The sequence below is a fragment of the Aeromonas sp. 2MA4 genome (genome assembly GCF_029237305.1).
Classification (GTDB): domain Bacteria; phylum Pseudomonadota; class Gammaproteobacteria; order Enterobacterales; family Aeromonadaceae; genus Aeromonas; species Aeromonas salmonicida.
The window spans coordinates 240,880-266,032 of the sequence record NZ_JAACFY010000002.1; the positions used below are offsets into that span (position 1 = coordinate 240,880).

At 61.3% G+C, this 25,153-nt stretch carries 20 protein-coding genes; 6 read left to right on the plus strand and 14 right to left on the minus strand.

Annotated elements, in window-relative coordinates; translation table 11 throughout:
* Positions 1 to 86: 86 nt before the first annotated feature.
* Positions 87 to 1,103: a lipoate--protein ligase A gene (locus tag GWQ31_RS03655; RefSeq protein ID WP_275908653.1), complete on the minus strand. Its 1,017-nt coding sequence runs from the start codon at positions 1,101 to 1,103 to the stop codon at positions 87 to 89.
* A gap of 292 nt (positions 1,104 to 1,395) precedes the next feature.
* Between GWQ31_RS03655 and GWQ31_RS03660 the strand changes: the two genes are divergently transcribed.
* Positions 1,396 to 3,888 (plus strand): diguanylate cyclase, encoded by a 2,493-nt coding sequence (locus GWQ31_RS03660; RefSeq protein WP_275908654.1) that lies wholly within the window; start codon positions 1,396 to 1,398, stop codon positions 3,886 to 3,888.
* 42 nt (positions 3,889 to 3,930) lie between these two features.
* Here the strand turns inward: GWQ31_RS03660 and GWQ31_RS03665 are convergent, their stop codons facing one another.
* From GWQ31_RS03665 to GWQ31_RS03685, 5 genes are read right to left on the minus strand one after another with little or no spacing between them, the layout of a single operon-like run.
* A complete protein-coding gene (locus GWQ31_RS03665) occupies positions 3,931 to 7,095 on the minus strand; it encodes an efflux RND transporter permease subunit (protein WP_275908655.1) in 3,165 nt (1,054 codons plus the stop codon).
* Positions 7,088 to 8,113: an efflux RND transporter periplasmic adaptor subunit gene (locus GWQ31_RS03670; RefSeq protein WP_275908656.1), complete on the minus strand. Its 1,026-nt coding sequence runs from the start codon at positions 8,111 to 8,113 to the stop codon at positions 7,088 to 7,090. The genes GWQ31_RS03665 and GWQ31_RS03670 overlap by 8 nt, the downstream gene beginning before the upstream one ends.
* Positions 8,114 to 8,169: 56 nt before the next feature.
* A complete protein-coding gene (locus tag GWQ31_RS03675; protein WP_021138046.1) occupies positions 8,170 to 8,616 on the minus strand; it encodes a YeeE/YedE family protein in 447 nt (148 codons plus the stop codon).
* Between the two features lie 12 nt (positions 8,617 to 8,628).
* The gene (locus GWQ31_RS03680) at positions 8,629 to 9,042 is read right to left on the minus strand and encodes a YeeE/YedE thiosulfate transporter family protein (protein WP_021138047.1); all 414 of its coding nucleotides are present in this window, start codon (positions 9,040 to 9,042) and stop codon (positions 8,629 to 8,631) included.
* Entirely contained in the window at positions 9,042 to 9,359 is a 318-nt protein-coding gene (locus GWQ31_RS03685; protein ID WP_275908702.1) for a metalloregulator ArsR/SmtB family transcription factor, read from the minus strand. Before GWQ31_RS03685 ends, GWQ31_RS03680 begins: the two co-directional genes overlap by 1 nt.
* Positions 9,360 to 9,474: 115 nt before the next feature.
* Here GWQ31_RS03685 and GWQ31_RS03690 point away from each other — a divergent pair, with 115 nt between their 5' ends.
* The 3 genes from GWQ31_RS03690 to GWQ31_RS03700 all read left to right on the plus strand — a co-directional run bounded on the left by GWQ31_RS03690 (position 9,475) and on the right by GWQ31_RS03700 (position 11,334).
* A complete protein-coding gene (locus GWQ31_RS03690) occupies positions 9,475 to 9,660 on the plus strand; it encodes a DUF2892 domain-containing protein (RefSeq protein WP_021138049.1) in 186 nt (61 codons plus the stop codon).
* A gap of 340 nt (positions 9,661 to 10,000) precedes the next feature.
* Positions 10,001 to 10,375: a hypothetical protein gene (locus tag GWQ31_RS03695; RefSeq protein WP_265453262.1), complete on the plus strand. Its 375-nt coding sequence runs from the start codon at positions 10,001 to 10,003 to the stop codon at positions 10,373 to 10,375.
* 230 nt (positions 10,376 to 10,605) lie between these two features.
* Complete coding sequence (locus GWQ31_RS03700) at positions 10,606 to 11,334, plus strand: MgtC/SapB family protein (protein ID WP_034523310.1); 729 nt, start codon at positions 10,606 to 10,608, stop codon at positions 11,332 to 11,334.
* Between the two features lie 83 nt (positions 11,335 to 11,417).
* Here GWQ31_RS03700 and GWQ31_RS03705 read toward each other — a convergent pair whose 3' ends face one another.
* The 8 genes from GWQ31_RS03705 to grpE all read right to left on the minus strand — a co-directional run bounded on the left by GWQ31_RS03705 (position 11,418) and on the right by grpE (position 22,197).
* The gene (locus GWQ31_RS03705; RefSeq protein ID WP_265421276.1) at positions 11,418 to 12,428 is read right to left on the minus strand and encodes a LacI family DNA-binding transcriptional regulator; all 1,011 of its coding nucleotides are present in this window, start codon (positions 12,426 to 12,428) and stop codon (positions 11,418 to 11,420) included.
* Positions 12,429 to 12,455: 27 nt separating this feature from the next.
* Positions 12,456 to 13,871: a sucrose-6-phosphate hydrolase gene (locus tag GWQ31_RS03710; protein ID WP_275908657.1), complete on the minus strand. Its 1,416-nt coding sequence runs from the start codon at positions 13,869 to 13,871 to the stop codon at positions 12,456 to 12,458.
* Positions 13,871 to 15,235, minus strand: coding sequence for a sucrose-specific PTS transporter subunit IIBC (locus GWQ31_RS03715; protein ID WP_265432414.1), 1,365 nt, complete (start codon positions 15,233 to 15,235; stop codon positions 13,871 to 13,873). The genes GWQ31_RS03710 and GWQ31_RS03715 overlap by 1 nt, the downstream gene beginning before the upstream one ends.
* 83 nt (positions 15,236 to 15,318) lie before the next feature.
* The gene (locus GWQ31_RS03720; RefSeq protein ID WP_275908658.1) at positions 15,319 to 16,275 is read right to left on the minus strand and encodes an aminoimidazole riboside kinase; all 957 of its coding nucleotides are present in this window, start codon (positions 16,273 to 16,275) and stop codon (positions 15,319 to 15,321) included.
* A 117-nt stretch (positions 16,276 to 16,392) separates the two neighbouring features.
* Positions 16,393 to 17,883 carry a carbohydrate porin gene (locus tag GWQ31_RS03725; RefSeq protein ID WP_087756173.1) on the minus strand — a complete coding sequence of 497 codons (1,491 nt, stop codon included), beginning with the start codon at positions 17,881 to 17,883 and terminating at the stop codon, positions 16,393 to 16,395.
* A gap of 262 nt (positions 17,884 to 18,145) precedes the next feature.
* A complete protein-coding gene (gene dnaJ, locus GWQ31_RS03730) occupies positions 18,146 to 19,288 on the minus strand; it encodes a molecular chaperone DnaJ (protein WP_021138057.1) in 1,143 nt (380 codons plus the stop codon).
* Between the two features lie 113 nt (positions 19,289 to 19,401).
* On the minus strand, positions 19,402 to 21,324 hold the full coding sequence (dnaK, locus tag GWQ31_RS03735; protein ID WP_125606494.1) for a molecular chaperone DnaK: 1,923 nt from the start codon (positions 21,322 to 21,324) through the stop codon (positions 19,402 to 19,404).
* Between the two features lie 297 nt (positions 21,325 to 21,621).
* Positions 21,622 to 22,197, minus strand: coding sequence for a nucleotide exchange factor GrpE (gene grpE / locus GWQ31_RS03740; RefSeq protein ID WP_005312586.1), 576 nt, complete (start codon positions 22,195 to 22,197; stop codon positions 21,622 to 21,624).
* Between the two features lie 267 nt (positions 22,198 to 22,464).
* Between grpE and nadK the strand changes: the two genes are divergently transcribed.
* On the plus strand, positions 22,465 to 23,349 hold the full coding sequence (gene nadK / locus GWQ31_RS03745; RefSeq protein WP_005312583.1) for an NAD(+) kinase: 885 nt from the start codon (positions 22,465 to 22,467) through the stop codon (positions 23,347 to 23,349).
* Positions 23,350 to 23,462: 113 nt separating this feature from the next.
* Positions 23,463 to 25,127 carry a DNA repair protein RecN gene (gene recN / locus GWQ31_RS03750; RefSeq protein WP_275908659.1) on the plus strand — a complete coding sequence of 555 codons (1,665 nt, stop codon included), beginning with the start codon at positions 23,463 to 23,465 and terminating at the stop codon, positions 25,125 to 25,127.
* Positions 25,128 to 25,153 lie beyond the last annotated feature (26 nt).

Below are 25,153 nucleotides of genomic sequence, written 5' to 3' on the forward strand. Positions count from 1 at the left end.
ATAAACGGCGGGACTCTCCATCCCGCCGTTTATCTTGAGGTTCGTTTGGGCACCTCGCCAGTGAGCGTGCAGCCTGGACAATGCGGTCAGCGCAGTGCCGCCTGCAACCAGCCAGCAAGCGCATCCAGCTCGGCTTGCCGAGCCGGGAAATCGGTCTTCAGTTGCCCGAGCAGCGAGGCGATGGCGTCGCTGCGATAGGTCACGCCCACCAGCCGCTGGGCCAATGCATCCAGAGGTGCCGGATCCAGGCTGTCGCTGAAGATCTGCGCCCGACCTATGACCCCCTTCTCCACATCGAAATGCAGCTCCACCCCGCCCCAGTCGAAACGCTCGTCCAGCTGATGGGTGAACGCAGGCGCATGACCAAAATTCCACTCCCAGCTGCGCTGGCGGGCGAAAGTGTCGGCAAAGCCGGGCAAGTCCGGCAGTTGGATCGGGGAGATATGCTCGGGGGAGACGCGCGCACCGTAGTGGGCGAAGAAGGCCTCAATGAGCGCATGACTCACCTGCTGATGTTCGATCCCGGGCAGCAGCTCGCACAGGTTGGCTACCCGACTGCGTACCGAGCTGATCCCCTTGGCGGCCAGCTTCTTGGGGTCGGGATTGAGGTAATTGGCGAGGCGGCTCAAGTCTGCATCGAGCAGCAGGGTACCGTGATGGAAACCGCGATCATGGGTCTCCCGATAGGCCGAGCCAGACACCTTGCGATCCCCGTCCTGGGTGGCCACCAGCAGGTCGTTGCGCCCGGAAGCAAAGGCACTCACCCCGAGCAGCTTGAGCGCATCGAGCACTATGGCGGTGGAGATGCTCTTGTCATAGCCCGGCTTGCCCGCCATGAAGGTGAAGCAGCTGTTGCCAAGGTCGTGAAACACGGCGCCACCTCCGCTGCTGCGCCTGGCCAGAGTCACGCCATCCTCTTCCATGCGGCGGGTGTTGCACTCCTTCCACGGGTTCTGGGCACGGCCAATCACCACTGTATTGGCGTTGCGCCACAGAAACAGTACCCGCTGGTTCGGGTCCATCTGCCGGAAGATGCACTCCTCCACCGCCAGGTTGAACAGGGGATCGTGAGAGTCGGAAACTAGCAGACGCAGAGCAGTCATGGGCAGGCCTTTATCGAGTCAATAGCGGGCCGATATTACCACTTTCTTTCTCACCTGCAGTCTTCAACCAGGCCAGGTTGTGGCCATAGACCATCAAAAATTGACAAGAATGACGCCAAAAGCACCGATACGGTCACAACCGTGCAAAAATCCCCCCCTGACCGAGGGATTGACACTTGCAGCATGAGAGAAATTGCCCGACGCTAGCCATAGATACATCACCAGGCGGCCTTACTTGAGCTCACCCCCTGCATTTTTCCATTGCTCGGGCCGGCATATTGGCCCTTTGCTCATGCCGTTGCTGCTGATCATACTGGCCTGTCTTCCGGCCAGAGTCGCGGCACAGGATCCGATTGTTTTACAGTTGAAGTGGCATCATCAGTTCCAGTTTGCCGGCTACTATGCGGCCATCGCCCAGGGCTATTACCGGGAGGCAGGGCTCGATGTCAGGCTCAGAGAGGCCGGCCCGGGCACGGATGTGGTCGACGAAGTTGTCTCGGGGCGCGCCCATTATGGAGTCGGCAGCAGTGACTTGCTGCTGGATCGCCAGCGCGGCCAACCTGTCGTGGTCCTGGCTACCCCGTTTCAACACTCCCCTCTGGTGCTGCTGGCCCGTGCCGATATCGACAACGTGCATGATCTCGTTGGCCGCCGTCTGATGCTGGAATATCACTCCGAAGAGCTGATCGCCTATCTGCAACACGAAGGGGTTGCACTTGGGCTGCTCCATCGCCAGCCCCATACCCTGAGTGCTGATGCGCTAATTCGGGGCGAAGTGGACGCCATGAGCGCCTACAACACGGATGAAACCTACACATTGCAGCAAAGCGGTGTGCCCTATCAGACCTTTACTCCCCGCAGCGCAGGCATCGACTTCTACGGTGACAACCTGTTTACCTCCGAGCGTGAATTGCGCGACCACGGGGCAAGAGTCAGAGCCTTTCGCGAAGCCAGCCTCAAGGGGTGGCGTTACGCCATGCTGCATCCGGAAGAGGTGGTGGCCTGGATCCTCACCCAATATCCGGCGACCAATAATCCGGCCCTGGACCGCAACAAGCTGCTGTTTGAAGCCAAGCAGATGCAGCCGCTGATCCGCGCCGATCTGGTGGAGATGGGCTACATGTATCCCGGCCGCTGGCAACACATAGCGCAAACCTATATGGACCTCGGCCTGCTCACTGCCATGCCGGATCTGGATAGTTTCCTCTACAGCCAGCAGGAAGAGAGAGCGCATCAACAGCAGTTGATGATCTATCAGGGCATCGCCATCGGCCTGCTGGTCACCGCCTTCCTATTGATATTGCTTATGATCTTCCTTCGTCTCAACCGCCGTCTGCGGGAAGAGAGCAAGGCACGCCATCAGCTAAGCCAGGAGATAGCCGACAATGAGCGCCACTTCCGTTTCATCACGGAGAACAGTGCCGACGTCATCTGGACCATGGATATCCAGAGTGGTCGCTTCACCTACCTGAGCCCGTCGGTACAGCACCTGCGTGGTTTCACCGTCGAGGAGGTGCTGGCCCAGACGGGCGAGGAGCTGATGACGGCTGAATCTGCCGACCGCATCGCCCGCCAGATGAAGGAGTCGCTGGCAACATGGGCAGCGGGGGATCACATCAATACCAAGCGAGTCACCCTGGTGGATCAGCCTCACAAGGATGGGCGCCTCATCCACACAGAAGTGGTGACCACGCTGCATGCCGACAAGGATGGCAACCCCGTCTCTGTGCTCGGCGTAACCCGGGACATCAGCGATCGCAAAGCCAGCGAGGAGATGATGCGCCAGCTCGCTTTTTATGATCCCCTCACTCACCTGCCCAACCGTCGTCTGCTACAAGACAGGCTGCAACACTCACTGCAACAGGCGGACGGAAAGCCGCTGGCCCTGCTGTTCATCGATCTCGACCACTTCAAGCCGGTCAACGATCAGCATGGGCACGAGGCAGGCGACTGGCTGCTGGCCACCGTCGCCAAGCGCATGCTGCACTGTGTGCGGGAGGGGGACACGGTCGCCCGGATCGGCGGGGATGAATTCATGGTGCTGCTGCCCGAGATAACGGGAGAGGCGGGGGCCATCGCCATCGCCGAGGCCATCCACCAGAGTCTCAACCAGACCTTTGCCATGACGGATGCGCTCCATTTCCATATCTCCAGCTGCATCGGTGTGGCCCTCTATCCGCAGCACGGCACCACCCAGAAGCAGTTGATGAATCACGGCGATCAGGCCATGTATCAGGCCAAGGAGGCGGGGCGAAACCGCATCCAGCTGTTCACGCCCCAGATGGCGGGCGGGATCACGCGAGAGGCAGCCAACCAGATGCAGCTGGGCTGGAAACAGAGCCACGACTGCGGCCACCCGCAGATCGATGATGACCATCGCCAGCTGTTTGCCCTGGCCAACCAGTTGCTCAACGGCGTGCTGACCATGGAAGAGGATACCGACCAGTTTCATCAAAACTTCGAGGCCCTGCTGGCCCTGGCCACCCGCCACTTCAACAATGAAGAGGCCATTTTGGCCAAGCTGGAGTACGCAGAGCTGGGCACTCACCATCAGGAGCATCAAAAGCTGCTCCGTCAGGCCGACAGCCTCTATCAGGCGGCCCGCACTGGCGAGCTCACCAATCTTGCACTACTGGATTTTGTTCTGCAGGATCTGGTGCTGGGTCACATGGTCAAGCAGGACAGACGCTATTTCCCGCTGCTGAAGGCCAGCATGCAGGAAGAGGCCCTCCTCTCGCCCGATGGCCCCCTCGCCTCTCCCCCGCCCGGTCTGGTGAAACACTGAACCTTGCTGTCTCACGCCAGCACTGGCCGCGCCCTGCTCCCGTCAAACACGCGGTGCCATCAAGCTGTAGTAGAGCAGCGGTATCACCACCAGGGTGAGCAGGGTGGAGACCAGGATCCCGAAAATCAGACTGATGGCTAGTCCGTTGAAGATGGGATCATCGAGGATGAACAGGGCCCCGATCATCGCCGCCAGCGCAGTCAGCATGATGGGTTTGGCCCGCACCTGGGCCGCTTCGATCACCGCCTGCTCGAACGCCACCCCAGCTCTTCGCTGCTGCTCGATAAAGTCCACCAGCAGTATGCTGTTGCGCACTATGATCCCGGCCAGCGCTATCATCCCGATCATCGAGGTAGCGGTAAACTGGGCCCCCAGCAGGGCGTGGCCCGGCATCACCCCGATGAGGGTGAGTGGAATGGGAGCCATGATGATAAGCGGCACCAGATAGGAGCGGAACTGGGCCACCACCAGCAGGTAGATGAGGATCATCCCCACCCCATAGGCAATCCCCATGTCGCGGAAGGTCTCGTAGGTAATCTTCCACTCCCCGTCCCACAACAGGGCCACCTCCCCAAATTTATCAGGCTGCTGCACGTAATATTGGGGCAGGTCGATGTCGGCACCGGCGGCAAACATGCCGTAGAGCGGGCTGTCGGTATGACCGCCCATGTCGGCGACCACCATCACCATGGGCTGCATGTTCTTGTGCATGATATAGCTGGGGGCTACCTCATCACGGCGACTCACCAGCTCGGATACCCGGATGAGCTGGCCGCTCTGGCTGCGCACCTTGAGGGCCAGCACGCCCGCCAGATCCCGCTTGTCACCGGGGGCCAGCTCGATACGGATCGGCACCGGGTACTTGGCGCGCTGACCATGAAACCAGCTGGCATCCTGGTAGCCCACGCCGCCGTTGAGGGTCGCCACTAGATCTCCGAGATCGACCCCGAGCAGTGCCGCCTTGCTGCGATCCACCACCAGCCGCCACTTGGGCTGCGGGTCGGTCAGATAGATGTCGACATCCACCAGATCCGCCGTGGCCACAAAGCGGGCCTGTACGGCGCGGGCCGCCGCTTCGCGGGCGGCCGGTGTCGGGCCATACACTTCTGCGACTATGGGTGACCAGACCGGCGGGCCGGGCGGTACCTCCACCACCTTGAGGTTGCCTCCCACTGCGCTGGCGATGGCCTGCAACGGTTCCCGAACCGACTGGGCAATCTGGTGACTGCTGCGATCCCGCTCATGCTTGTCCACCAGATTGACTTGAATATCCCCCACGTTGGCGCCGCTGCGGATAAAGTAGTGGCGCACCAGGCCATTGAAGTTGATGGGGGCCGCGGTACCGGCGTAGATCTGGTAATCCTTCACCTCCGGCACCTTGGCAAGCTCCCGCCCGACCGCCAGCAGGGTGCGCTCGGTCTGCTCCAGCGTCGCCCCCTCCGGCATGTCGAGCACCAGCTGGAATTCCGACTTGTTGTCAAAGGGGAGCATCTTGAGCACCACCCACTGCACCACCGGCATGGCGGTAGCCGCCCCGACCAGCAGCAGAATGACCAGCCAGAGTTTGCGTCTGGCGCGCTTGGCGCCGTCACCGATCAGGAAAGGGGTCATCAGCCGGTGAAAGAGACCAGCCTTGGCTTCGCCGTGGACACAGTGCACCTCCCCCTTGAGCAAATGGCTCGCCAGCCAGGGGGAGAAGATAAAGGCCACCAGCAAGGAGATCAGCATCCCCATGCTGGCATTGATGGGGATGGGGCTCATGTAGGGACCCATCAGGCCGCTGACAAAGGCCATCGGCAGCAGGGCGGCGATAACGGTCAGGGTCGCCAGTATGGTCGGCCCCCCCACCTCGTCCACCGCCCCCGGAATAAGCTCCTTGAGCGACCCCTTGCCCAAACCGCGATGGCGATGGATGTTCTCCACCACGACTATGGCGTCATCCACCAGAATGCCGATGGAGAAGATCAGCGCAAACAGCGACACCCGGTTGAGGGTAAAGCCCCATGCCCAGCTGGCAAACAGGGTCAGCGCCAGGGTGATGACGATGGCCACCCCCACTACCAGCGCCTCGCGCCAGCCCATGCTCACCAGCACCAGCAGCACCACCGCCGTGGTGGCAAAAATCAGCTTGCCGATGAGGGTGTTGGATTTGGTCTCGGCGGTAACGCCGTAGTCACGGGTCACCGTCACCTCGACCCCGGCAGGGATAAGCCGGTTCTGCAAACTCTCGACCCGCGCCTCCACCCGTTTGGCCACATCGACCGCGTTCTGACCCGGCTGCTTGCCAATGGCCAGGGTCACCGCCGGATAACTGGCCTGCCCCATCCCCATCCAGCTGCTCCTGGTCGGGGTCTCCTGACCCAGAGAGACCTTGGCCACCTCCCCCAAATAGACCGGCTTGCCGCCCAGCAGCCCCACCACCAGTTCTCGAGCATCCTGCTCGCTTTGCAGGAACTGCCCCACCTGTACCTTGATCTCACTGTTGTCCTGCTCGATAGCCTGTGTCGTTCCTACCTGATTGGCGGCCGCAAGTCGCTGACTCAGCTCACCCCAGCTGATGCCGTGGGCGCTCAGGGCCGACGGATCCGGCATCACCCGCAGCACGGCGCTCTGGCTGCCCAGCGTGTAGATATCGCGGGTACCGGGAATGCGCTTGAGCTCGGTCTCCAGCTCATGGGCGACCCGAGTCAGCTCGGGTGCACCCAGTTGCTTGCTCCCCTCTTTGCTCCATAAGGTCAAACTGACGATGGGGACATCATCGATCCCCCGGGGTTTCACCAGCGGCCGACCGACTCCGATCCCCTGTGGCAACCAGTCGCGGTTGGAGTCGAGCTGGTTGTTGAGATCGACGATGGCCTGCTCGCGGCTCACCCCCACCTTGAACACCACCACCAGCAGGGCGCCATCGGGTTGGGAGAAGGAGTAGAGGGTATCTATCCCCTTTATCTGGGAGACCACCTGCTCGGCAGGGGTGGTGACGAGGGATTCCACCTGCGCCGGGCTGGCTCCCGGGAAGGGGATATAGACATCGGCGAAGGTGACATTGATCTGCGGCTCCTCCTCCTTGGGGGTCACCAGCACCGCAAACAGGCCGAGCAGCAGCCCCACCAGCGCCAGCAGAGGGGTAATAGCCGAGCCCTGAAACAGCGCCGCCAGCCGACCCGCAGGCCCCAGCCTCTCCTTGTTGCCGTTCAGCTCGCTACTCATGGTCCAGCTCCTGCTGTTGCGCCCAGGCATCCGGGGCCAGCTTGTCACCGGCTTGCAGCCCGGCCAGGATCTCGCACTGCCCCTCCATGCAGTGACCGACCCGCACCGGCGTCAGGGACCAACCAGCAGGCTGCTGCAGATAGACGCCGTTGAACTCTCCTTGCCGCAGCAGGGCGGGCTCCGGCACCTGCAACACCTGACGCTCACCCTGCTTGAGCTGCACCTTGAGCCACATGCCGGGCAATACCCCGGCGGTTTGCGGCGGCAAGTCGAGGCGCAACCTGAAGGCGTGGCTCTGGCTGTCGGCATAGTTGAAGCGGGTCAATTTGACTGGGGTGACCCTCTTGCCATCGGGCAGCAGCACCTGCACATCCGCAGGCTCACGAGCAAGCGTCAGGGCGGATTGGGGCAGATCCACCTCCACCCGCAAGGTGTCGAGGGAGAAGCCCGACAGCAGCGGCGTACCGGGGGCCACCGTCTCCCCCAGCTCCACCAGCCGTTTGGTCACCACACCGGCGTAGGGGGCCAGAATGCGGGTATAACCGTAAGCCTCGCGGGCCTGGGTGAGGGTCGCCTCGGCCGCATTGACCTCGGCGCGGGCGGCGCGATCTGAGGCCTCGGCATTGTCGAGCTGGGCACGGGTGATCACCCCCTTGGCAATCAGCGCCTGAAAGCGGGCGAGCTGGCGCTCGGCCTCCACCTGCTGGGCCTGCGCCCGGGCCAACCGCGCCTCGGCCCCGGTGACGGCGGCAAACTGCTCCTTGCCGCTGATCTCCAGCAGCGGTTGCCCCGCTTGCACCTGATCGTTCACATCCACCAACATGCGGGAGACCCGACCACCGGTCTGGGCCGCCACCGTCCCCTGATTGATGGCACTGACGGTGCCATCCAGGGTGAGCCAGTCGGTCACCGGCTGTGGCGCAACCGTCAGCGGGGCCACGCTCTTCCCTTCTGCGGCTAGCGCCAGGGTGGATGTCATGACCAGCAAGGTGGCCCCCGGCAACCGGAAATGCTTCATGATAACCTCCCTCTTTGGTGCTGCGGTTCAGTACGCCAGCGGTTTACGCCACAGGATCAGGCGATGGGAGATGGCCGCACCTTCACCCATACCCGATTCAATCCCTTATCAACCAGCAAGATCCCGGCCACCATGCTTGCCACAAACAACAATATCATGGGCTGACCGCTGGAAATGAGACTCAAGGCTGGCCCCGGGCAGATGCCAACCAGCCCCCAGCCGATACCAAACAGGGCCGATCCTGCGATGAGCCGGCGATCCACTTGCCGGAGCTGGCCGAACTGGTATGGCTCATCGAGCAGGCTGCGGCTGCTCGGTTTGACCAACAGTTGGTAGCCCGGCATGAACACCAGCAAGGCGCCCCCCATCACGAAGGCCAGGCTGGGATCCCAGGCCCCCGCCAGGTCGAGAAAACCGATGACCCGGGCCGGATCCACCATGCCGGAGATGGCCAGACCGAGCCCGAACAAGAGACCTGCGAGCAGACTGATAAAAAGTTTCATCTCATTACCTCGTTACAACAGATGCAGGGTGACAAACACCGTCATGAAACCGGCCGCCATAAAGGTGAGGGTGGCAAAGAGGGAGCGCACCGAGAGCCGCCCCATGCCGCAGATACCGTGACCACTGGTGCAGCCATTGCCAAGACGGGTACCCATACCCACCAGCAGACCCGCCAGCGCGACCAGTGGCCAGGTCGGCAGAGCGCTGAAGCTCGGCATCCGGGCCCAGCCCAGGCTGAACGCCAACCAGGCGCCCGCCCCGAGTCCCAACAAAAACAGCCAGCGCCAGGCATGCCTGTGCTGCAAGGCTCCCGCCAGAATGCCGCTGATCCCGGCCACACGACCATTGAACAGCATCAACATCAGGGCGGAGAGCCCCACCAGCATGCCCCCGGACAGGGCAAGCAACCATTGGGTTTCAAACATCAAGACACCTCATCCTCTTGGGAGTGACAAAAATGGGTTTGCAACACGGCCAGCACATCCGCCGCCGCCTCGTTTGCCAGCGAGTAGTAGATCTGCTGGGCAACCTTGCGCGATCGGATCAGGCCGCTACGCCTGAGCACCGCCAGTTGCTGGGAAAAGGCTGACTGCCCCAACTTGCTGTGGGCCAGCAACGCGCCGACCCCCTTCTCCCCATCAATCAGCTGACAGAGCACCATCAATCGCTCTGGATGGGCCAGCGCCTTGAGCAGGACAGCCGCCTCGCTTGCGTGGCGGGTCATCTCATCGAAAGGGGCCATAGGCATAAATTAGTAGTTGCTTATATTTGGTTTTATTCTATAAATAAAACCTAAATTAGCAACTTCTAATTTTAAACCTTCGCAAGCAGCCGGATAAACAACCAAGGAACAAGATATGACTGTTGATAACGGAGTGAGAATCGTGGCGGGAAGCATGCTGTTGTTGTCACTGGCGTTGACCCAATGGGTTCATCCGGGCTTTTTCTGGCTGAGTGTTTTTGTCGGGGTCAACCTGATCCAGAGCGCTTTCACCGGTTTCTGCCCTGCCGCCATGGTACTGCGCAGGCTCGGTTGTCGCTGATGTAGCCAACTGGCTCACATTATTGACAAACTTGTATCTAAATGTTGCTGAAGGAGGATAGGGCTTTACCTCATCGCTCTGGATGAGTACCATCTGGCCGTTCATCAACAGCGGAGACCATCAGTGGGCAATTCATCAAGTGACAGTTGTAGGCCGACCCTCATAGTCGGCACCCAGGTCGCGAGATAGCCGCAGGTCTTCCTCTGCCGCGTTCTCGCAACCCTGCGAGAAGCGGAAATCCACTCCCCTCTTCTCTGTTTTTACACTTGACGTCAGGTGACCCAAGCCCAGGCCTGGACACCTTGCCTGCATAGTTTCTGCTTCCCACAAGGAGGCTGCTATGCGTTTTATTTCAACCAAATCTGGGTCCACCCAGGTTCACCCCCTGCTGAGCAAGCTGGGCCGTGGTCTGCTGCCACTCTGGCTGCGTGGCAAGCCGAGTCAGCACCACTACCGGTTGCAGATCCGCTGCCAGGATCGCGCCGACATGGAGCAGGTACTCGACATGGTGAGCCACACACTGCAACCGGCCGGGCTGCATCCCATGCAATCCCTGAGACCTGGGCGCAGTGGTGGTCGGGAGCTGGTGCTCAACCTGCACTGCACCCCGCCCCAGCGCCGGTATCTGGTGCAGTTCGTGCATCAGGTCGGGGTAGCCCACCCGGTACGCTGGGAGCTGCGCCCCCGGCGTGATGCCGAGCCAGTGCTCAACTGACAGCTATCAGGTGAATCCGGGGCCAGCCATGCTGGCCCCTCTCCATTGACCCGGCACCTCGCCCGTCGCCTTTCATTGAGCGCCTGAATATCCGGGTCTGTGCGACCCGGACGTCCGTTTTCATTTTCCATGGTGGTCTTTACCGCATGCAGCCTTGCGATTCATCAGGAGTGCCCATTGGCACGCCATCATGCATCCCGAAGGCCATCAGTTATCAGAAGGAGTACGCCATGAGAATGTGGCAGCAAATTGACATGATTTCCCTGCTCGACACCCTGGCCAGCCTGCTGCTGGCCTTCGTGCTGGGCAGCCTGGTCGGGCTGGAGCGTCAGTACCGCCAACGCACCGCCGGCCTGCGCACCAACGTGTTGGTCGCCGTGGGGGCCGCCCTGTTCGTCAGCCTGGCCCAGCGCATCTATGACCTGCACGGTGGCAACTACAACGTGGTCCATGTGGTGGCTTATATCGTCTCCGGCATCGGTTTTCTCGGCGCCGGTGTCATCATGCGCGAGTCGGGCAATATCCGCGGCATCAACACGGCAGCTACCCTGTGGGGCGTAGCCGCCGTGGGGGCAGCCAGTGGGGCCGGGCTCGCCATGGAGGCGGTGCTCGGTGCCCTGTTCGTGCTGGCCGCCAACACCCTGCTGCGCCCCCTGGTCAACCAGATCAACCGCCGCCCGGTGGACAATACCGATACCGAGGTGACCTACAGGGTCACGGCTCTCGCCCAGCGCGAGTATCAGAAGGAGGTGTTGCACTGGCTGGAAGAGATGATGGAGCAGGCCAACTACCCCTTGAGCGAGCTGGACATAGCACCGTTCGGCGAGCGGGATCTGGAGATATCGGCCGTGTTGCTGGCCACCTCCATCGACGGCGACGAGCTGGATGCCCTTATGGTCAAGCTGGCCATTCATCCCCATATCAAGCAGGTGTTCTGGCGCGCCAGCACCACGGATTGAACGCACGGGGAATATCTTTGCGTCCTCTCCCGATAAACAAAAAGCCCCGCCAACATTGGCGGGGCTTTTTGATGGGAACGCGACTAGCGGCGACTGCGCCAGCGCACTCTGGGGGCTATGACCTGGGCGGTCTGGCCGGGAACATTCCCTGCAATCAGCTGCTGCATCAGCTCGAAGGCGGCGCGGGCCAGCGCCGGACAATCTTGCGCCACAGAGTCGATGCGCATGGGAATGCAGTCGAGCAGGTCGTGATCATCGAAGGTACACAGGCGCATCCCCGTCTCCATCAACCCCGCCTCGTTGAGGTAGCGCAGCACCCCTTCCAGCAGGGTAAAGGAAGCGGTAAAGAGCCCCCTGGGGGGCGCCCCCAGCTCGGCGACCAGCTCGGCCATCAGCTGATAGCCGGAGCTGGGCTGATAGTCCCGATGGCGCACCCGGGCTGGCTGGGCCTCAAGACCGGCTCTATGCAGACCCAGCTCATAACCCGCCAGCCGGTGGCGACTGGGGGAGAGATCCAGCAGGCCGCCGAAGTAGTAGATCTCCGCCCCGCACTCGCCAGCCATGTCCCGCACCAGCTCGGCGGTGGCCTTGCAGGCGTCGGAGATCACCATGGGCAGGCGCGACTCGCCGATGTGGCGATCCAGCTGCACCACGGGCAGGCGGTCGTGAATACGGGCATAGGTGTCATCGCTGTGGCCGCTGGAGGCGACGATAATGCCATCCACCTGACGACTGATGAGGTTGTCCACCACCTTCTGCTCCAGAGTGGGATCATCTTCGGAGCAGGCGATCAGCAGCTGGATCCCGGCCTCGCGACAGAGGGCCTCGAGGGCCCGGGCGATACTGGCAAAACCGAAGTTGGTGAGATCGGGGATCACCAGCCCCCAGGTGTAACTGCGGGTCTCGCGCAGGGCACGGGCATGAAAGCTCGGCTGGTAGTGGCACTCGTCCGCCACCGCCTGGATCCGCTTGCGGGTCTGGTCGGCAATCCGGTACTCCGCACTCTTGCCGTTGAGCACCAGACTGGCGGTCGCCTTGGACACCCCTGCCAATTCGGCTATCTGGGCAATCGTGATCCGTTTCTTCTTCTCCACCTGGCCTCCCGGCTGACTAGAACCGGGCTATTGTACTAGGCACGCCGACAGCGGCCAGTGATTGAGGCAAATTTTGCCGCCCTCGCCCGCATCCCCTGCCGATAGTTGCGGCTTTTCACCGGGGAAGTAACGGGCTGACAGCGTCTGACGCCCATCATCCACGAAACACTCGAGGCTGGACCGATCGCACAAGAGTGTCAGCGGGCCACCCAGCCAGGGAGCTGACCTCTCTTCCCACTCCCCGCTCTGCCAGTTCTGGCGACGCAATCCAATGCGCCCTTTCTGCCACACCAGCTCGGCCACTGTGCCGAGCCAGAGACTGCCCGCGCCGGTCAGCGTCAGATCCAGCCAGGCCGAGTCGATGGTCATCCCCGGAAACTCGCTGACGACCCCCTCGAAACGGGTCAGCTCCCCCTTGAGGGCGGCAAGTTCAGCCACCGGCCGCTGGCAGAGCCACTCATGCTGCCAGAACAGCTCCCGTGGACAGCTCATCTGGTGGATCCAGCCGTAGGGAATGGTCGGCTGGCTCATCTCGTTCTCCTCCGGCAGCCCCAGCCAGCCAAACAGCAGGCGACGGCCCAGGCTATCTTGCGTGGTCTGCGGCGCATAGAATTCGAAGCCGCGGTCCAGCTCGTGAAAAGCCCCGTGCTCGAAATGCTCGCCATCGAACTGCCCCGCCAGCCAGCCACACTGGTAGAGGTTGCGATAATCCTCCCCTTGCGGGGCAATCCCCTGCGGGCAACTTATCAGCACATGGCGATCAGCCAGCGGGAAGAGATCCGGGCACTCCCACATATAGCCGAACTCCCCCAGACCGCCTCGCCCGCTGCCGGCGATGGGGCCGAGCAGCTGCCAACTTTGCAGGCTCTCGCCACGATAGAGCAGCACCTCCCCCTTGTCGTCCAGGGTGCAGGCTCCCAGCACCATCAGCCACTGCTGGCCGTCGTGCCACACCTTGGGGTCGCGCACATGGCCGCTGTAGTCCTCAGGTAAATCGAGCACTGGTCCCAGCTTGGCAAAACCACCCTCACCGTCGGCGCGGGCCAGACACTGATAAGCGGTGCGGCTGCCATCCGGGTATTTGACATTGCCTGTGTAGATGAGGGTGAGGCGCCCCTGCTCGTCGCTCACCGCCGAACCCGAATAACAGCCGTGGCTCTCATACGCCTCGGTGGGCAGCAAGGCGATGGGCTCGTGCTGCCAGTGCAGGAGATCGCTGGAGCTGACGTGCCCCCACCCCTTGTTGCTGTGCGTGCAGCCCAGCGGGTTCCACTGGTAAAAAAGGTGATACCGGCCGCCGTGCTCGATAAAGCCGTTGGGGTCATTGAGCAGCCCCACCGGGGCTGCCAGATGCCAGCGGGGCCTATGGGGATCGGCCGCCGCCTTGAGCTGTCCGGTCAGCAAAGACCGGACTATCTGTTGGAAAAAATCGACTTCCTTCATCACTCCACCTTGTACTTGAGCAGCCAGGAGGCAGCGAAGGCGGCGCCAAAGGCGATGACCAGGCCGATGACATAGTGGATCAGATTCATGGGCTGGACGATGGCCATGCCCGGAATACCGGTCAGGCCCACCGCCGTCATCCCCACCTTGGCCGCCACCACGTAGGCGCCACCCAGGGCACCGCCCAGCAGGCCGGCCAGGAAAGGCTTGATGTAGCGCAGGTTGACCCCGAAGATCGCCGCTTCCGTGATGCCGAGCAGGCAGGACATGGCCGCCGGCACTGTAATGGCCTTGATTTTCGGATCCCGGGTCTTGAAGTAGACCGCCAGACAGGCACCGCCCTGCGCCACGTTGGCCATGGCCCAGATGGGCAGCAGGAAGTTGACGCCTATGGCAGGATTGGCCAGCAGCCCCGCCTCTATGGCGTGGAAGCTGTGATGGATACCGGTGATGACGATAAGCGAATAAGTCCCGCCAAACACCAGCCCTGCCAGCCAGCCTGCCTGCTCATAAAGGGCGCTCAGGCCGAAGGAGATGCCATCTCCCAGCACCCGTCCGGCCGGACCGATAAACAGCAGGGCCACGAAGCCGGTGATGATGACGGTGAGAAACGGCGTGAGGATCAGATCCAGTGCGTCCGGAATGCGCTTGCGCAGCTGCTTCTCCAGATGGGACATGAACCAGACCGCCAGCAGCACAGGGAAGACGGTGCCCTGATAGCCGATCATGGCGACATCGAGACCGAAGAAGTCCATGGTCTTGAAGCCACCGGCCACACCCCAGGCGTTGGTCAGGGCCGGGTGGGTGAGGATCCCCCCCATGGTGGCCCCCAGATAGGGGTTGCCGCCAAACTCACGCGCCGCCGTGAACCCGATCAGAATGGGCAATATGATAAAGGCCGCCGAGCTGAACATGTCGAGCATGACGAAGAGGGCGCTGTCGGCATTGACCCAGCCATAGGTGCGCACCATGCCGAGCAGCCCCATCAGCAGACCGGACGCAACGATGGCCGGAATGATGGGCACGAAGATGTTGGAGAGCGTCCGCGCCAGCCGCTGGGCCACGTTGAGCTTGGCACTGGCGATGTCGGTCAGCTCCGCCTTGCTGGCCATCCCTGTCCCGGTAATAGCCACAAACTCCGCATAGACCTTGTTGACCAGACCGGTGCCGAAGATCACCTGGATCTGGCCCGCGTTGCTGAAGCACCCCTTGACCCCCTCCAGCTTGTCGATGGCAGCCTTGTTCACCTTGCTGTCATCGGCCAGCACCAGCCGCAGCCGAGTGGCGCAGTGGGCAGCGCTGACGATATTCTCCTTGCCCCCGAGCAGGGGCACCAAATCCTTGGCTATCGCACTGATATTCATATTATTCCTCTTATGACCCGCCACGCTGGCAGGCCCTTGTCACATGAGAGTAAGGTCTGTTGAGCTGCGGTTCTAGCCGCAGCTCAACAGCCGCTTGAGGCTGATCGCAAAAAGGCATCCAGTTCTGTGCGGGTCGGCAGTGCCGTCATGGCCCCCTTGGCGGTGGTGGCGAGCGCCCCGCAGCCGTGAGCCTGAGCCAGGATGGCGGGCAGCTCGGCCAGCGTCGGCAGCGACGAGCGCCCGGCCAGCGCCGCCAGCAGACCGGCGACGAAGGCATCCCCCGCCCCCGTGGTGTCGATGGGCGTCACTTTCTGCCCCACCCACTCCAGCAACTCGCCATCGAGGCGGGCCACCACACCGGCCGCCCCCCGGGTCACCAGCACCAGCGCCGGGCCTGATATGGTGGCAAGCCCCGCGGCCAGCTCATCCTCGCCACTCAGCAGTTGCAGCTCCTCCACCGAGAGCTTGACCACATCCGCCAGCGCTATGGTCTGGCGCACCACTGGCAGCATCTCGGCGGGGTTGCCCCACACCTCGGGCCTCAGGTTGGGGTCGAAACAGACCCGTCCCCCCGCGTCCTTGATGGTGGCCATGGCCTGCAGGCAACTGCCGCGCACCGGTTCGTTGGCAAGGGCGATGGAGCAGGTCAGCAACCACTGGCTGGCCTGGAAGCCGGGCAAGTCCGTCGGAGTGAGGAACTGATCCGCACTGGGGCGCACCATGAAGGTGAAGCTGCGCTCCCCCTCTTCATCGAGCTCCACCAGCACTGTGGAGGTTCGATGAGCGGGATCCGCCCGCAGACAAGCGGTATCCACCCCTTCCCTTGCCAGGGTATCGGCCATAAAGCGACCGAAGGGATCGGCGCCGACCCGGCCGATAAAGGCTGACTCGCCGCCGAGTCGCGCCACCCCGACCGCCACATTGGCGGGTGCGCCACCGGGGCACTTGAGGTAGTGCTGCTCCCCTTCCGGGATCAAGTCCACCACCGCATCCCCCATTACCCACACACGATTCGTCACCTTGCTACTCCACTGCTGCACAGGATTCATTGACAGGGCCGGGCCCTCATCTCTCTTGGCTTTCATTATCAGCTAAACCGATTTAGCCAACCAACAGATCCTGGCACCGGCTGCCATTTTTGTGATCGGGATAACGAACTAGAACCAGGTTTCCATCTGCACGCCAAAGTTCCACTCGCCACCGGCGGTGAAGTTGCTCTGGCCCATGGCATCGTCGCTGGCGTAGCTGTCGAGCTCCGATGACCAATCCATCCAGGTGGCGAACACCCGCAGCTCCGGACGCTCGAAGAAGCCGGCGGTCTGTGCCTTGAAGGTGGGGGCAAAGGTGAGCTTGGTGAAATTGCCGTTCACCGCCTGACGACCCTTGTAGCCCTTGGGATCCAGATCCATGTACTGCCATGCCGCCTCATAGACCAGCTCGACATTCTGGCTCAGCACCTGGGCCACCCGGGTATTGAGGGTCAGCCACTGGTATTCATCCCCTTTCACGTAACGATCCTGGCTCTGCTCTGCCAGCAGGGCCGGTGCGAAACGCCAGCGCGGGTTGAGGTCGGTAGCACCGAACACGGCGACCCGCACTGCATCGGCATCGGGCAGCAGTTCGCTGTCGGAACCCAAGCCCTTGAGCTCGGCACCCAGACCATGACCGTAGAGGATCGCCGCCTTGGAGAAGCCGGGGTTGATACCAAAGAAGCTGTCGGCATGATAAGCCACCAGGGTGTGGGCCCCCTTGTCTGCCGCCTCGCTTCCCTTGCCACCGTCGTTGATGCGCTGTTCGTTGTCATTGGCCGAGAGGCCGTTCACCATCCACTGCCAGTTGCCGAAGCGGTTGTTCATGGTGAGGATGTAGCTCTCTATGTCCGACAGACCGCTGGCACTGATGTCGCCATAGTCGCGGCCATAGAGGGAGAAGTTCGCCTTCCAGCTGTCGGCAAGTTGCACGTCATAGACACCGCCACCGGTACCGGCCAGGAAGACCACGTCCGAGTCGAGCCAGTGGATGTCGAAGTTGTCCCGATCAAAGCGCTTGCCCGCCCACAGCACCGCATTCTTGAAAGCGCCATCGAAGCTCGCCAGATTGCCTATTTCGGCAAACACCTGGCGGGTATTGAGGCTCGAGTCGCTGGCGGTCCAGTCGTTGCTGGTCTCCACGCCATCTGCCAGCATCAGCTTGTAGCGTGCCCAGCTGCCGTCATCAAACGTCTGGGTCTTGAGCAGATTCGCTTCCATGTAGGTGTCGTCTTCGTTGCCAAGCCGGCCCACTGCGCCCCCCACAGATCCTGCCGGCGTGATGTAGGGACCGCCCCGCCCACCGTTGCCATTGCCGTTGACCAGGAGGCCAGAGCGGGCATAGCCGTGAAACTCGAAGCCCTGTGCCCCCGCCGTCTTCTCATCCACCTTCTGGCTGCGGGTGTTGGCGACCTGGGCCTCCTCACTGGCCGCACTCGCCTTTATCTCAGCCTGACTGGCACGACTCTCCGCTGCCTCGGCTCTTGCTTCGGCCGCCTGTACCCGCGCCTCCAGCGCCGCCAGCCTGGCTTCGATACCGCCCTCCGCCGCCCATAGCGGGCTGCTCATCCCCAATCCCAGCGCCACTGCCAACGCCAATTTGCTCTTGAACATGGTCATCTTCCTCACCTGTCGTGTGTTGCCCGGTCGGGCTCTGTTTTTATCGGCGAAGAGAGCATAGCTAAACCCCTTTAGCTAACTCAAGATGACAGCTAAACCGTTTCAGCCACTCTGTGAGCGGGATAACATTTGTACAGAATGAATTGGCGGGAGTTGTGAGGTGGATCCCTCATCAGGATCCACTCAATAACGAAGAGACGGGCCAAATGGCAGGCAAAAAGAAAGCCGGCACAGAGGCCGGCTTTGCTGAGATGCGCTGAGATCAGCGGGTCAGGTCGTCGAAGAAGCGTTTCACCCCTTCGAAGAAACCTTCCGATCTCGGCTTGTGGGTCTTGGCGGCGGCACCGCTGAACGACTCGTCCAGCTGGCGCAACAGCTCTTTCTGGGACTCGGTCAGCTTGACCGGAGTCTCTATCACCACCTTGCACATCAGATCCCCCACCTGGCCGGAGCGCACTGACTTGACGCCCTTGCCCCGCATACGGAACATCTTGCCAGTCTGGGTCTCGGGAGTGACCTTGAGCTTGACGCGGCCATCCAGGGTCGGCACTTCGATCTCGCCACCCAGGGCGGCTGCGGTGAAGCTGATGGGCACTTCGCAGTAGAGGTTGTTGCCGTCACGCACAAAGATCTCGTGCTCCTTGACGTGCACCTGTACATAGAGATCCCCGGCCGGAGCGCCCGCTTCCCCCGCTTCCCCTTCGCCGGAGAGACGGATACGGTCGCCGGTATCGACGCCCGCCGGGATCTTGACCGACAGCGTCTTGGTCTTCTGGTAACGACCTTCGCCATGGCACTTGCGGCACGGATCCTTGATGATCTTGCCGCGACCGTGACAGTGCGGACAGGCCTGCTGCACCGCGAAGAAGCCCTGACGCATCTGCACCTGACCGGCACCGTGGCAGGTCGGGCAAGTCTGGGCTGTGCTGCCGGTGTGGGCACCGGAGCCGTTGCAGACCTCGCAGTGGACCAGGGACGGCACCTTGATCTCTTTGGAGACACCGCGCACCGCCTCTTCCAGGGTCAGCTCCATGGTGTAGCGCAGGTCTGAACCCCGGGCCGGACCACGACGACCGCCGCCGCTGCGGCCACCGAAGATGTCGCCAAAGATATCGCCGAACGCATCACCGAAATCGGCACCGCCGCCAAAGCCACCGTGGCCACCGCCACCCTGGCTCTGATCCACGCCGGCATGACCATACTGGTCATAGCGAGCCCGCAGATTCTCGTCGGTCAGGATCTCATAGGCTTCCTTGACCTCTTTGAACTTCTCTTCGGATGCGGCATCACCCTGATTGCGGTCCGGGTGAAACTTCATCGCCAGACGCTTGTACGCCTTCTTGATCTCGCGCTCATCGGCACCTTTCGATACCCCGAGCACTTCATAGAAATCGCGCTTTGACATACTGATCCTGTTGCTACGTAAACAGTTATGCAGACGGGCGTTGGTCACCCAACGCCCGTAAATTCATCGATCAAGCCGATGGGTAGAGCGGGCTCTACCCATCTGGGTGTGGCTTATTTCTTGTCGTCTTTCACTTCTTCGAACTCGGCATCGACCACGTCGTCGTCAGCCTTGGAAGAAGAGGACTGGTTGGCATCGGCGCCAGCACCCTGAGCCTGGGATTGCTGCTGGGCAATCTCCATCAGCTTCTGGGACGCTTCCAGCAGAGCCTGCTGTTTGGCTTCGATGACAGCCTTGTCGTCACCCTTGATGACGGCTTCCAGCTCGCTCAATGCAGTCTCGATCTTGGTCTTGTCGTCGGCAGGCAGGGCGTCACCGGCTTCGGTGATCTGCTTGCGTACAGAGTGGACCAGACCGTCAGCCTGGTTGCGAGTCTGCACCAGCTCTTCAAACTTCTTGTCTTCGGCCGCGTTGGCTTCTGCCTCGCGTACCATGCGTTCGATCTCTTCATCAGACAGACCGGAGGAAGCCTGGATGGTGATCTTCTGCTCCTTGTTGGTCTCCTTGTCTTTGGCAGAGACGTGCAGGATACCGTTGGCATCGATGTCGAAGGTCACTTCGATCTGCGGCAGGCCGCGCTGAGCCGGACGAATGCCTTCCAGGTTGAACTGGCCCAGAGACTTGTTGTCGCTGGCGCGCTTGCGCTCACCCTGCAGCACGTGAATGGTCACGGCAGACTGGTTGTCTTCGGCAGTGGAGAACACCTGGGACTTCTTGGTCGGGATAGTGGTGTTCTTCTCGATCAGCGCAGTCATGACGCTGCCCATGGTTTCGATACCCAGAGAGAGCGGGGTCACGTCCAGCAGCAGTACGTCGGTCTTCTCACCGGACAGTACGGCACCCTGGATGGCAGCACCCATGGCCACGGCTTCGTCCGGGTTGACGTCTTTACGCGGCTCTTTGCCAAAGAACTCGGCAACTGTCTTCTGCACCATAGGCATACGGGTCTGACCGCCCACCAGGATAACGTCGTCGATCTCGCCGACTGCCAGGCCTGAGTCTTTCAGGGCAGTGCGAACTGGTTCGAGCGAGTCTTTCACCATGTCTTCCACCAGGGATTCCAGCTTGGCGCGGGTCACCTTGATGTTCATGTGCTTCGGACCTGTGGCATCTGCAGTGATGTACGGCAGGTTCACGTCGGTCTGCTGGGCAGAAGAGAGCTCAATTTTGGCTTTCTCGGCGGCATCTTTCAGACGCTGCAGGGCCAGCTGGTCGTTGCGCAGGTCAATGCCCTGCTCACGCTTGAACTCATCTACCAGATAGTTGATGACACGGTTGTCGAAGTCTTCACCACCCAGGTGGGTGTTACCGTTGGTCGCCAGTACTTCGAAGGTGGTTTCCCCTTCGACTTCGTCGATCTCGATGATGGAGATATCGAAAGTACCGCCCCCTAAGTCATACACGGCAACCTTGCGCTCACCCTTGACCTTGTTCACGCCGTAGGCAAATGCCGCTGCGGTCGGTTCGTTGATGATGCGTTTTACATCCAGACCGGCGATGCGACCTGCATCCTTGGTAGCCTGACGCTGGGCGTCGTTGAAGTAGGCCGGCACTGTGATAACGGCTTCGGTCACCGGCTCACCCAGATAATCTTCGGCGGTCTTCTTCATCTTCTTCAGCACTTCGGCAGAGATCTGCGGCGGTGCCATTTTCTTGCCCTTCACTTCCACCCAGGCATCACCGTTGTCAGCCTTGGCGATGGCGTACGGCATGATCTTCAGGTCACGCTGCACTTCTTCATCTTCGAAACGGCGACCGATCAGACGCTTGATGGCGAACAGTGTGTTCTTCGGGTTGGTGATGGCCTGACGCTTGGCCGGCTGACCAACCAGGATCTCGCCATCATCGGCATAGGCAATGATGGACGGAGTAGTACGATCGCCTTCTGCGTTCTCGATCACGCGAGCAGTGTCGCCATCCAGAATAGCGACGCAGGAGTTGGTAGTACCCAGGTCAATACCGATGATTTTACCCATTTGACGAATCTCCAAATACTTTGAATAAACTGGCGAGGAACTCGCCTTAATGCGTTAACGGCTAGGTGGGGGCTGCCAGTGTGGCTTTCAAGCTCCCGGCATCAAATTTTTTGTGCCGCCGTGGCCTTGGAACCTATATGGGGTCTCAAGTTGACGCTTCAAGCCCTACCCTCAAAAAACCGCACATTCTTGCCTTGTTTACGGAAGAATGCTTGCCAAATGACGCCAAAAACAAGCAGTTGGCGCCGCAACCAATAAAAAGCCCGCCGAGCGGCGGGCTCAGCACAGCGATGGCAATCAGGCTGGCGCCTTGGAGACCATCACCATGGCCGGACGGATCACCCGGCCATTGAGCTCGTAGCCCTTCTGCATCACGGCGATGACAGTGTTCGGTGCCAGCTCGCCATTTTCGATCATGCTCATCGCCTGATGGGCATTGGGATCAAACGGCTGATTGAGCGGATCAAGCGGATTCAGACCAAACTTGGCCACGCCGCTTTGCATCGATTTCAGGGTCAGCTCGACCCCTTCTATCATCGGCTTGAGCTCTTCGCTCTCCTTGTCGGCCAGCTCGATGGCGCGCTCCAGGTTGTCCAGTACCGGCAACAGTTCGGCGGCGAATTTCTCCAGCGCAAACTTGTGGGCCTTCTCCACATCCTGGGCGGCACGGCGACGCAGGTTTTCCATTTCGGCGACGGCACGAATGGCACGCTCACGCTCTTCATTGGACGCCAGCTGGGCGGCTTCCAGTTGGGCCTCCAGCTCGGCAATGCGGGCCTGCTCGGCTGTCACTTCACTGTCTACATCGGTCGGCTCGACTGGCTGGGCTTCCACTTGCTCCATCGTTTCAACCTTTTGTTCTTCGTGGTTCATGACATCTCCAATTTCAGGGTTGCTTATGAGGGTCTGCTGACGTTCGGGTGCGAGACAAGTCGGCAACAGACCCTGTAATGGCGCTATTATGGGGACGCAGCCTCGGCTTTCAAGGGGAAAAAGGCGCTATCGTCGCCAATGAGCCGCACCGACAGGCAAATTGCCACTTTTCCCGGTGCTCTGGCGCGAGCAGAGCGCTGGCAGCAGACAAATCCCCCACAAAGCGGGGTATACTCCCCCCAATACTCATCCCAGACCCGACAGACTATGGATTCTCCGTTCAAAACCATTGCCCTGATTGGCAAACCCCACCACGAAGGGGCCAACCAGACCCTGACCGGCTTGCATCAATATCTCACTACCCGTGGTTTCAAGGTGCTGGTCGAAAGCCGGGTCGCCCACACCCTCGGCATCATGGATGAAAACGTGATGGATCTGGTCCAGCTTGGTGAGCAGGCGGACTTGGCCATCGTCGTCGGCGGGGACGGCAACATGCTGGGAGCGGCCCGGGTGCTGTCACGGTTCGATGTGGCGGTGATCGGGGTCAACCGGGGCAATCTCGGCTTTTTGACCGACCTGTCGCCGCAGGATTATCTGCTGCCGCTGGAACAGGTGCTTTCCGGCCACTACAAGAGTGAACACCGCTTCTTGCTGGAAGCCGCCGTCTATCGTCACGGGGAGCGCAAATCGAGCAACCTGGCGGTGAACGAAGCCGTGCTGCACCCGGGCAAGATAGCCCACATGATCGAGTTCGAGGTCTATATCGATGGCAGCTTCATGTACAGCCAGCGCTCGGACGGCATCATAGTCGCCACCCCGACCGGCTCCACCGCCTATTCGCTATCGGCAGGCGGCGCCATCCTCACTCCCAAGCTCAACGCCATCACGCTGGTGCCCATGTTCCCGCACACCCTGAGCAGCCGCCCCATAGTGCTGGATGCGGACAGCGAGGTGCGCCTGCTGGTCTCACCGGACAATCAGGATGATGCCATGCAGGTGAGCTGCGACGGTCAGGTGACACTGGCGGTACACCCGGGGGACGAGATCCTCATCAAGAAGAGCAAACACAAGCTGCACCTGGTGCATCCGCTCGATTACAGCTACTTCCACGTGCTGCGCAACAAGCTCGGCTGGGGCAGCAAGCTGTTCTAAGCCGCTTTCAACCCGTGCTTGTCCATCCTGTTGCGGGCCGACTCTTTACTGTATGGAAAACCAGTATATACTGGATGCATACACAGTAATGTTGGCCCATACAGGATGAGACCATGCTGACCCAGCTGACCGTCAACAACTTCGCTATCGTCAAGTTTCTCGAACTCGATCTGCAACCCGGCATGACCTGCATCACGGGTGAGACGGGTGCCGGTAAATCCATCGCCATAGATGCACTCGGCCTCTGTCTGGGTGAGCGGGCAGAGGCCAGCATGGTGCGCCCCGATAGCGACAAGACAGAGGTCAGCGCCCGTTTCCTGCTGGACGGCAACCCAGCTGCCCGTGCCTGGCTCGCCGCCAACGAGCTGGAAAACGAAGGTGAATGCATAGTGCGGCGGGTTCTCTCTGCCGAAGGGCGATCACGCAGCTACATCAACGGCGTGCCCGTCCCCCTGACCCAGCTTAAAAATCTCGGTCAACTGCTGGTCAACGTCCACGGCCAGCACGCCCACCAGCTCCTGCTCAAACCCGACTACCAGCTCAGCTTGCTGGATGGCTATGCCGGCCATCACCTGCTGCTGGAAGAGGTGCGCCAGCACTATCAGCTCTGGCGCCAGCTGCAAAACGAGCTCAATCGCCTCAAGGCCGAACAGCAACAGCGGGAAGCCCGCCGTCAGCTCATCGAATATCAGGTGCAGGAGCTGGACGAATTTGCCTTGCAACCGGGAGAGTTCGAGTCGATCGAAGAAGAGCATCAGCGGCTCGCCAACGGCACCGAGCTGATGCAGGAGTGCGGCGCCTGTCTCGATCTGCTCTATGACAACGAAGAGACCACCATCGCCGGCCTGTTGCAGGTTGCCGTCGACAAAGCCGAGAGCCTGGTGGGCATGGACAGCCGCCTCAGCCCTGTGCTGGAGATGCTGAACGAGGCGATGATAGGCGTACAGGAGAGCCACAGCGAGCTGCGCAGCTATCTGGATCGACTTGAGCTGGACCCGGAGCGCTTCACCGAGCTGGAGGCGCGCCTCTCCAAAGCCATCAATCTGGCCCGCAAGCACCATGTCAAACCAGCCGAGCTGGCACTGCACCATCAGGATCTTGCCAGTGATCTCGCCCGCCTCAACTCGGACGAAGAGCGCCTGGAAGGCATGGAAGATGAACTGGCCGAAGCCCGCCTTGCCTTCGTACAGGCCGCAGAGGCACTGAGCCAGAGCCGTCAGCGTTACGCCGAGGAGCTCGGCACCAAGGTGACCGCCAGCATGCACGAGCTGGCGATGCCGGACGGCCGCTTCGCCATCGAGGTGCGGCCGGATGCCCAGAGCAGCCTGTCGCCGCTCGGCATCGATCGGGTGGAATTTATGGTCACCACCAACCCGGGGCAACCAATCCAGCCGCTGGGCAAGGTGGCCTCGGGCGGTGAACTGTCGCGGATCAGCCTCGCCATCGTCGTGATCAGCGCCCGCAAGGTCTCGACCCCGACCCTGATTTTCGATGAGGTGGACGTGGGGATCAGCGGCCCCACCGCCGCAGTGGTGGGTCGTTTGCTGCGCCAGCTCGGTGAATCCACACAGGTCATGGTGGTCACTCACCTGCCCCAGGTAGCAGGCAAGGGCCACCAGCACATGGTGGTGAGCAAGCACACAGACGGCAAGACAACGGAAACCCAGATGCAGGCACTGGATCAGGGCGCCCGCCTCAAGGAGCTGGCTCGTCTGCTGGGAGGCGATCATATCACCGACAATACCCTGGCCAACGCCCGCGAGCTGCTTGCCTCCTGAGAAGGAACGCCCAACACGGCCAGTAA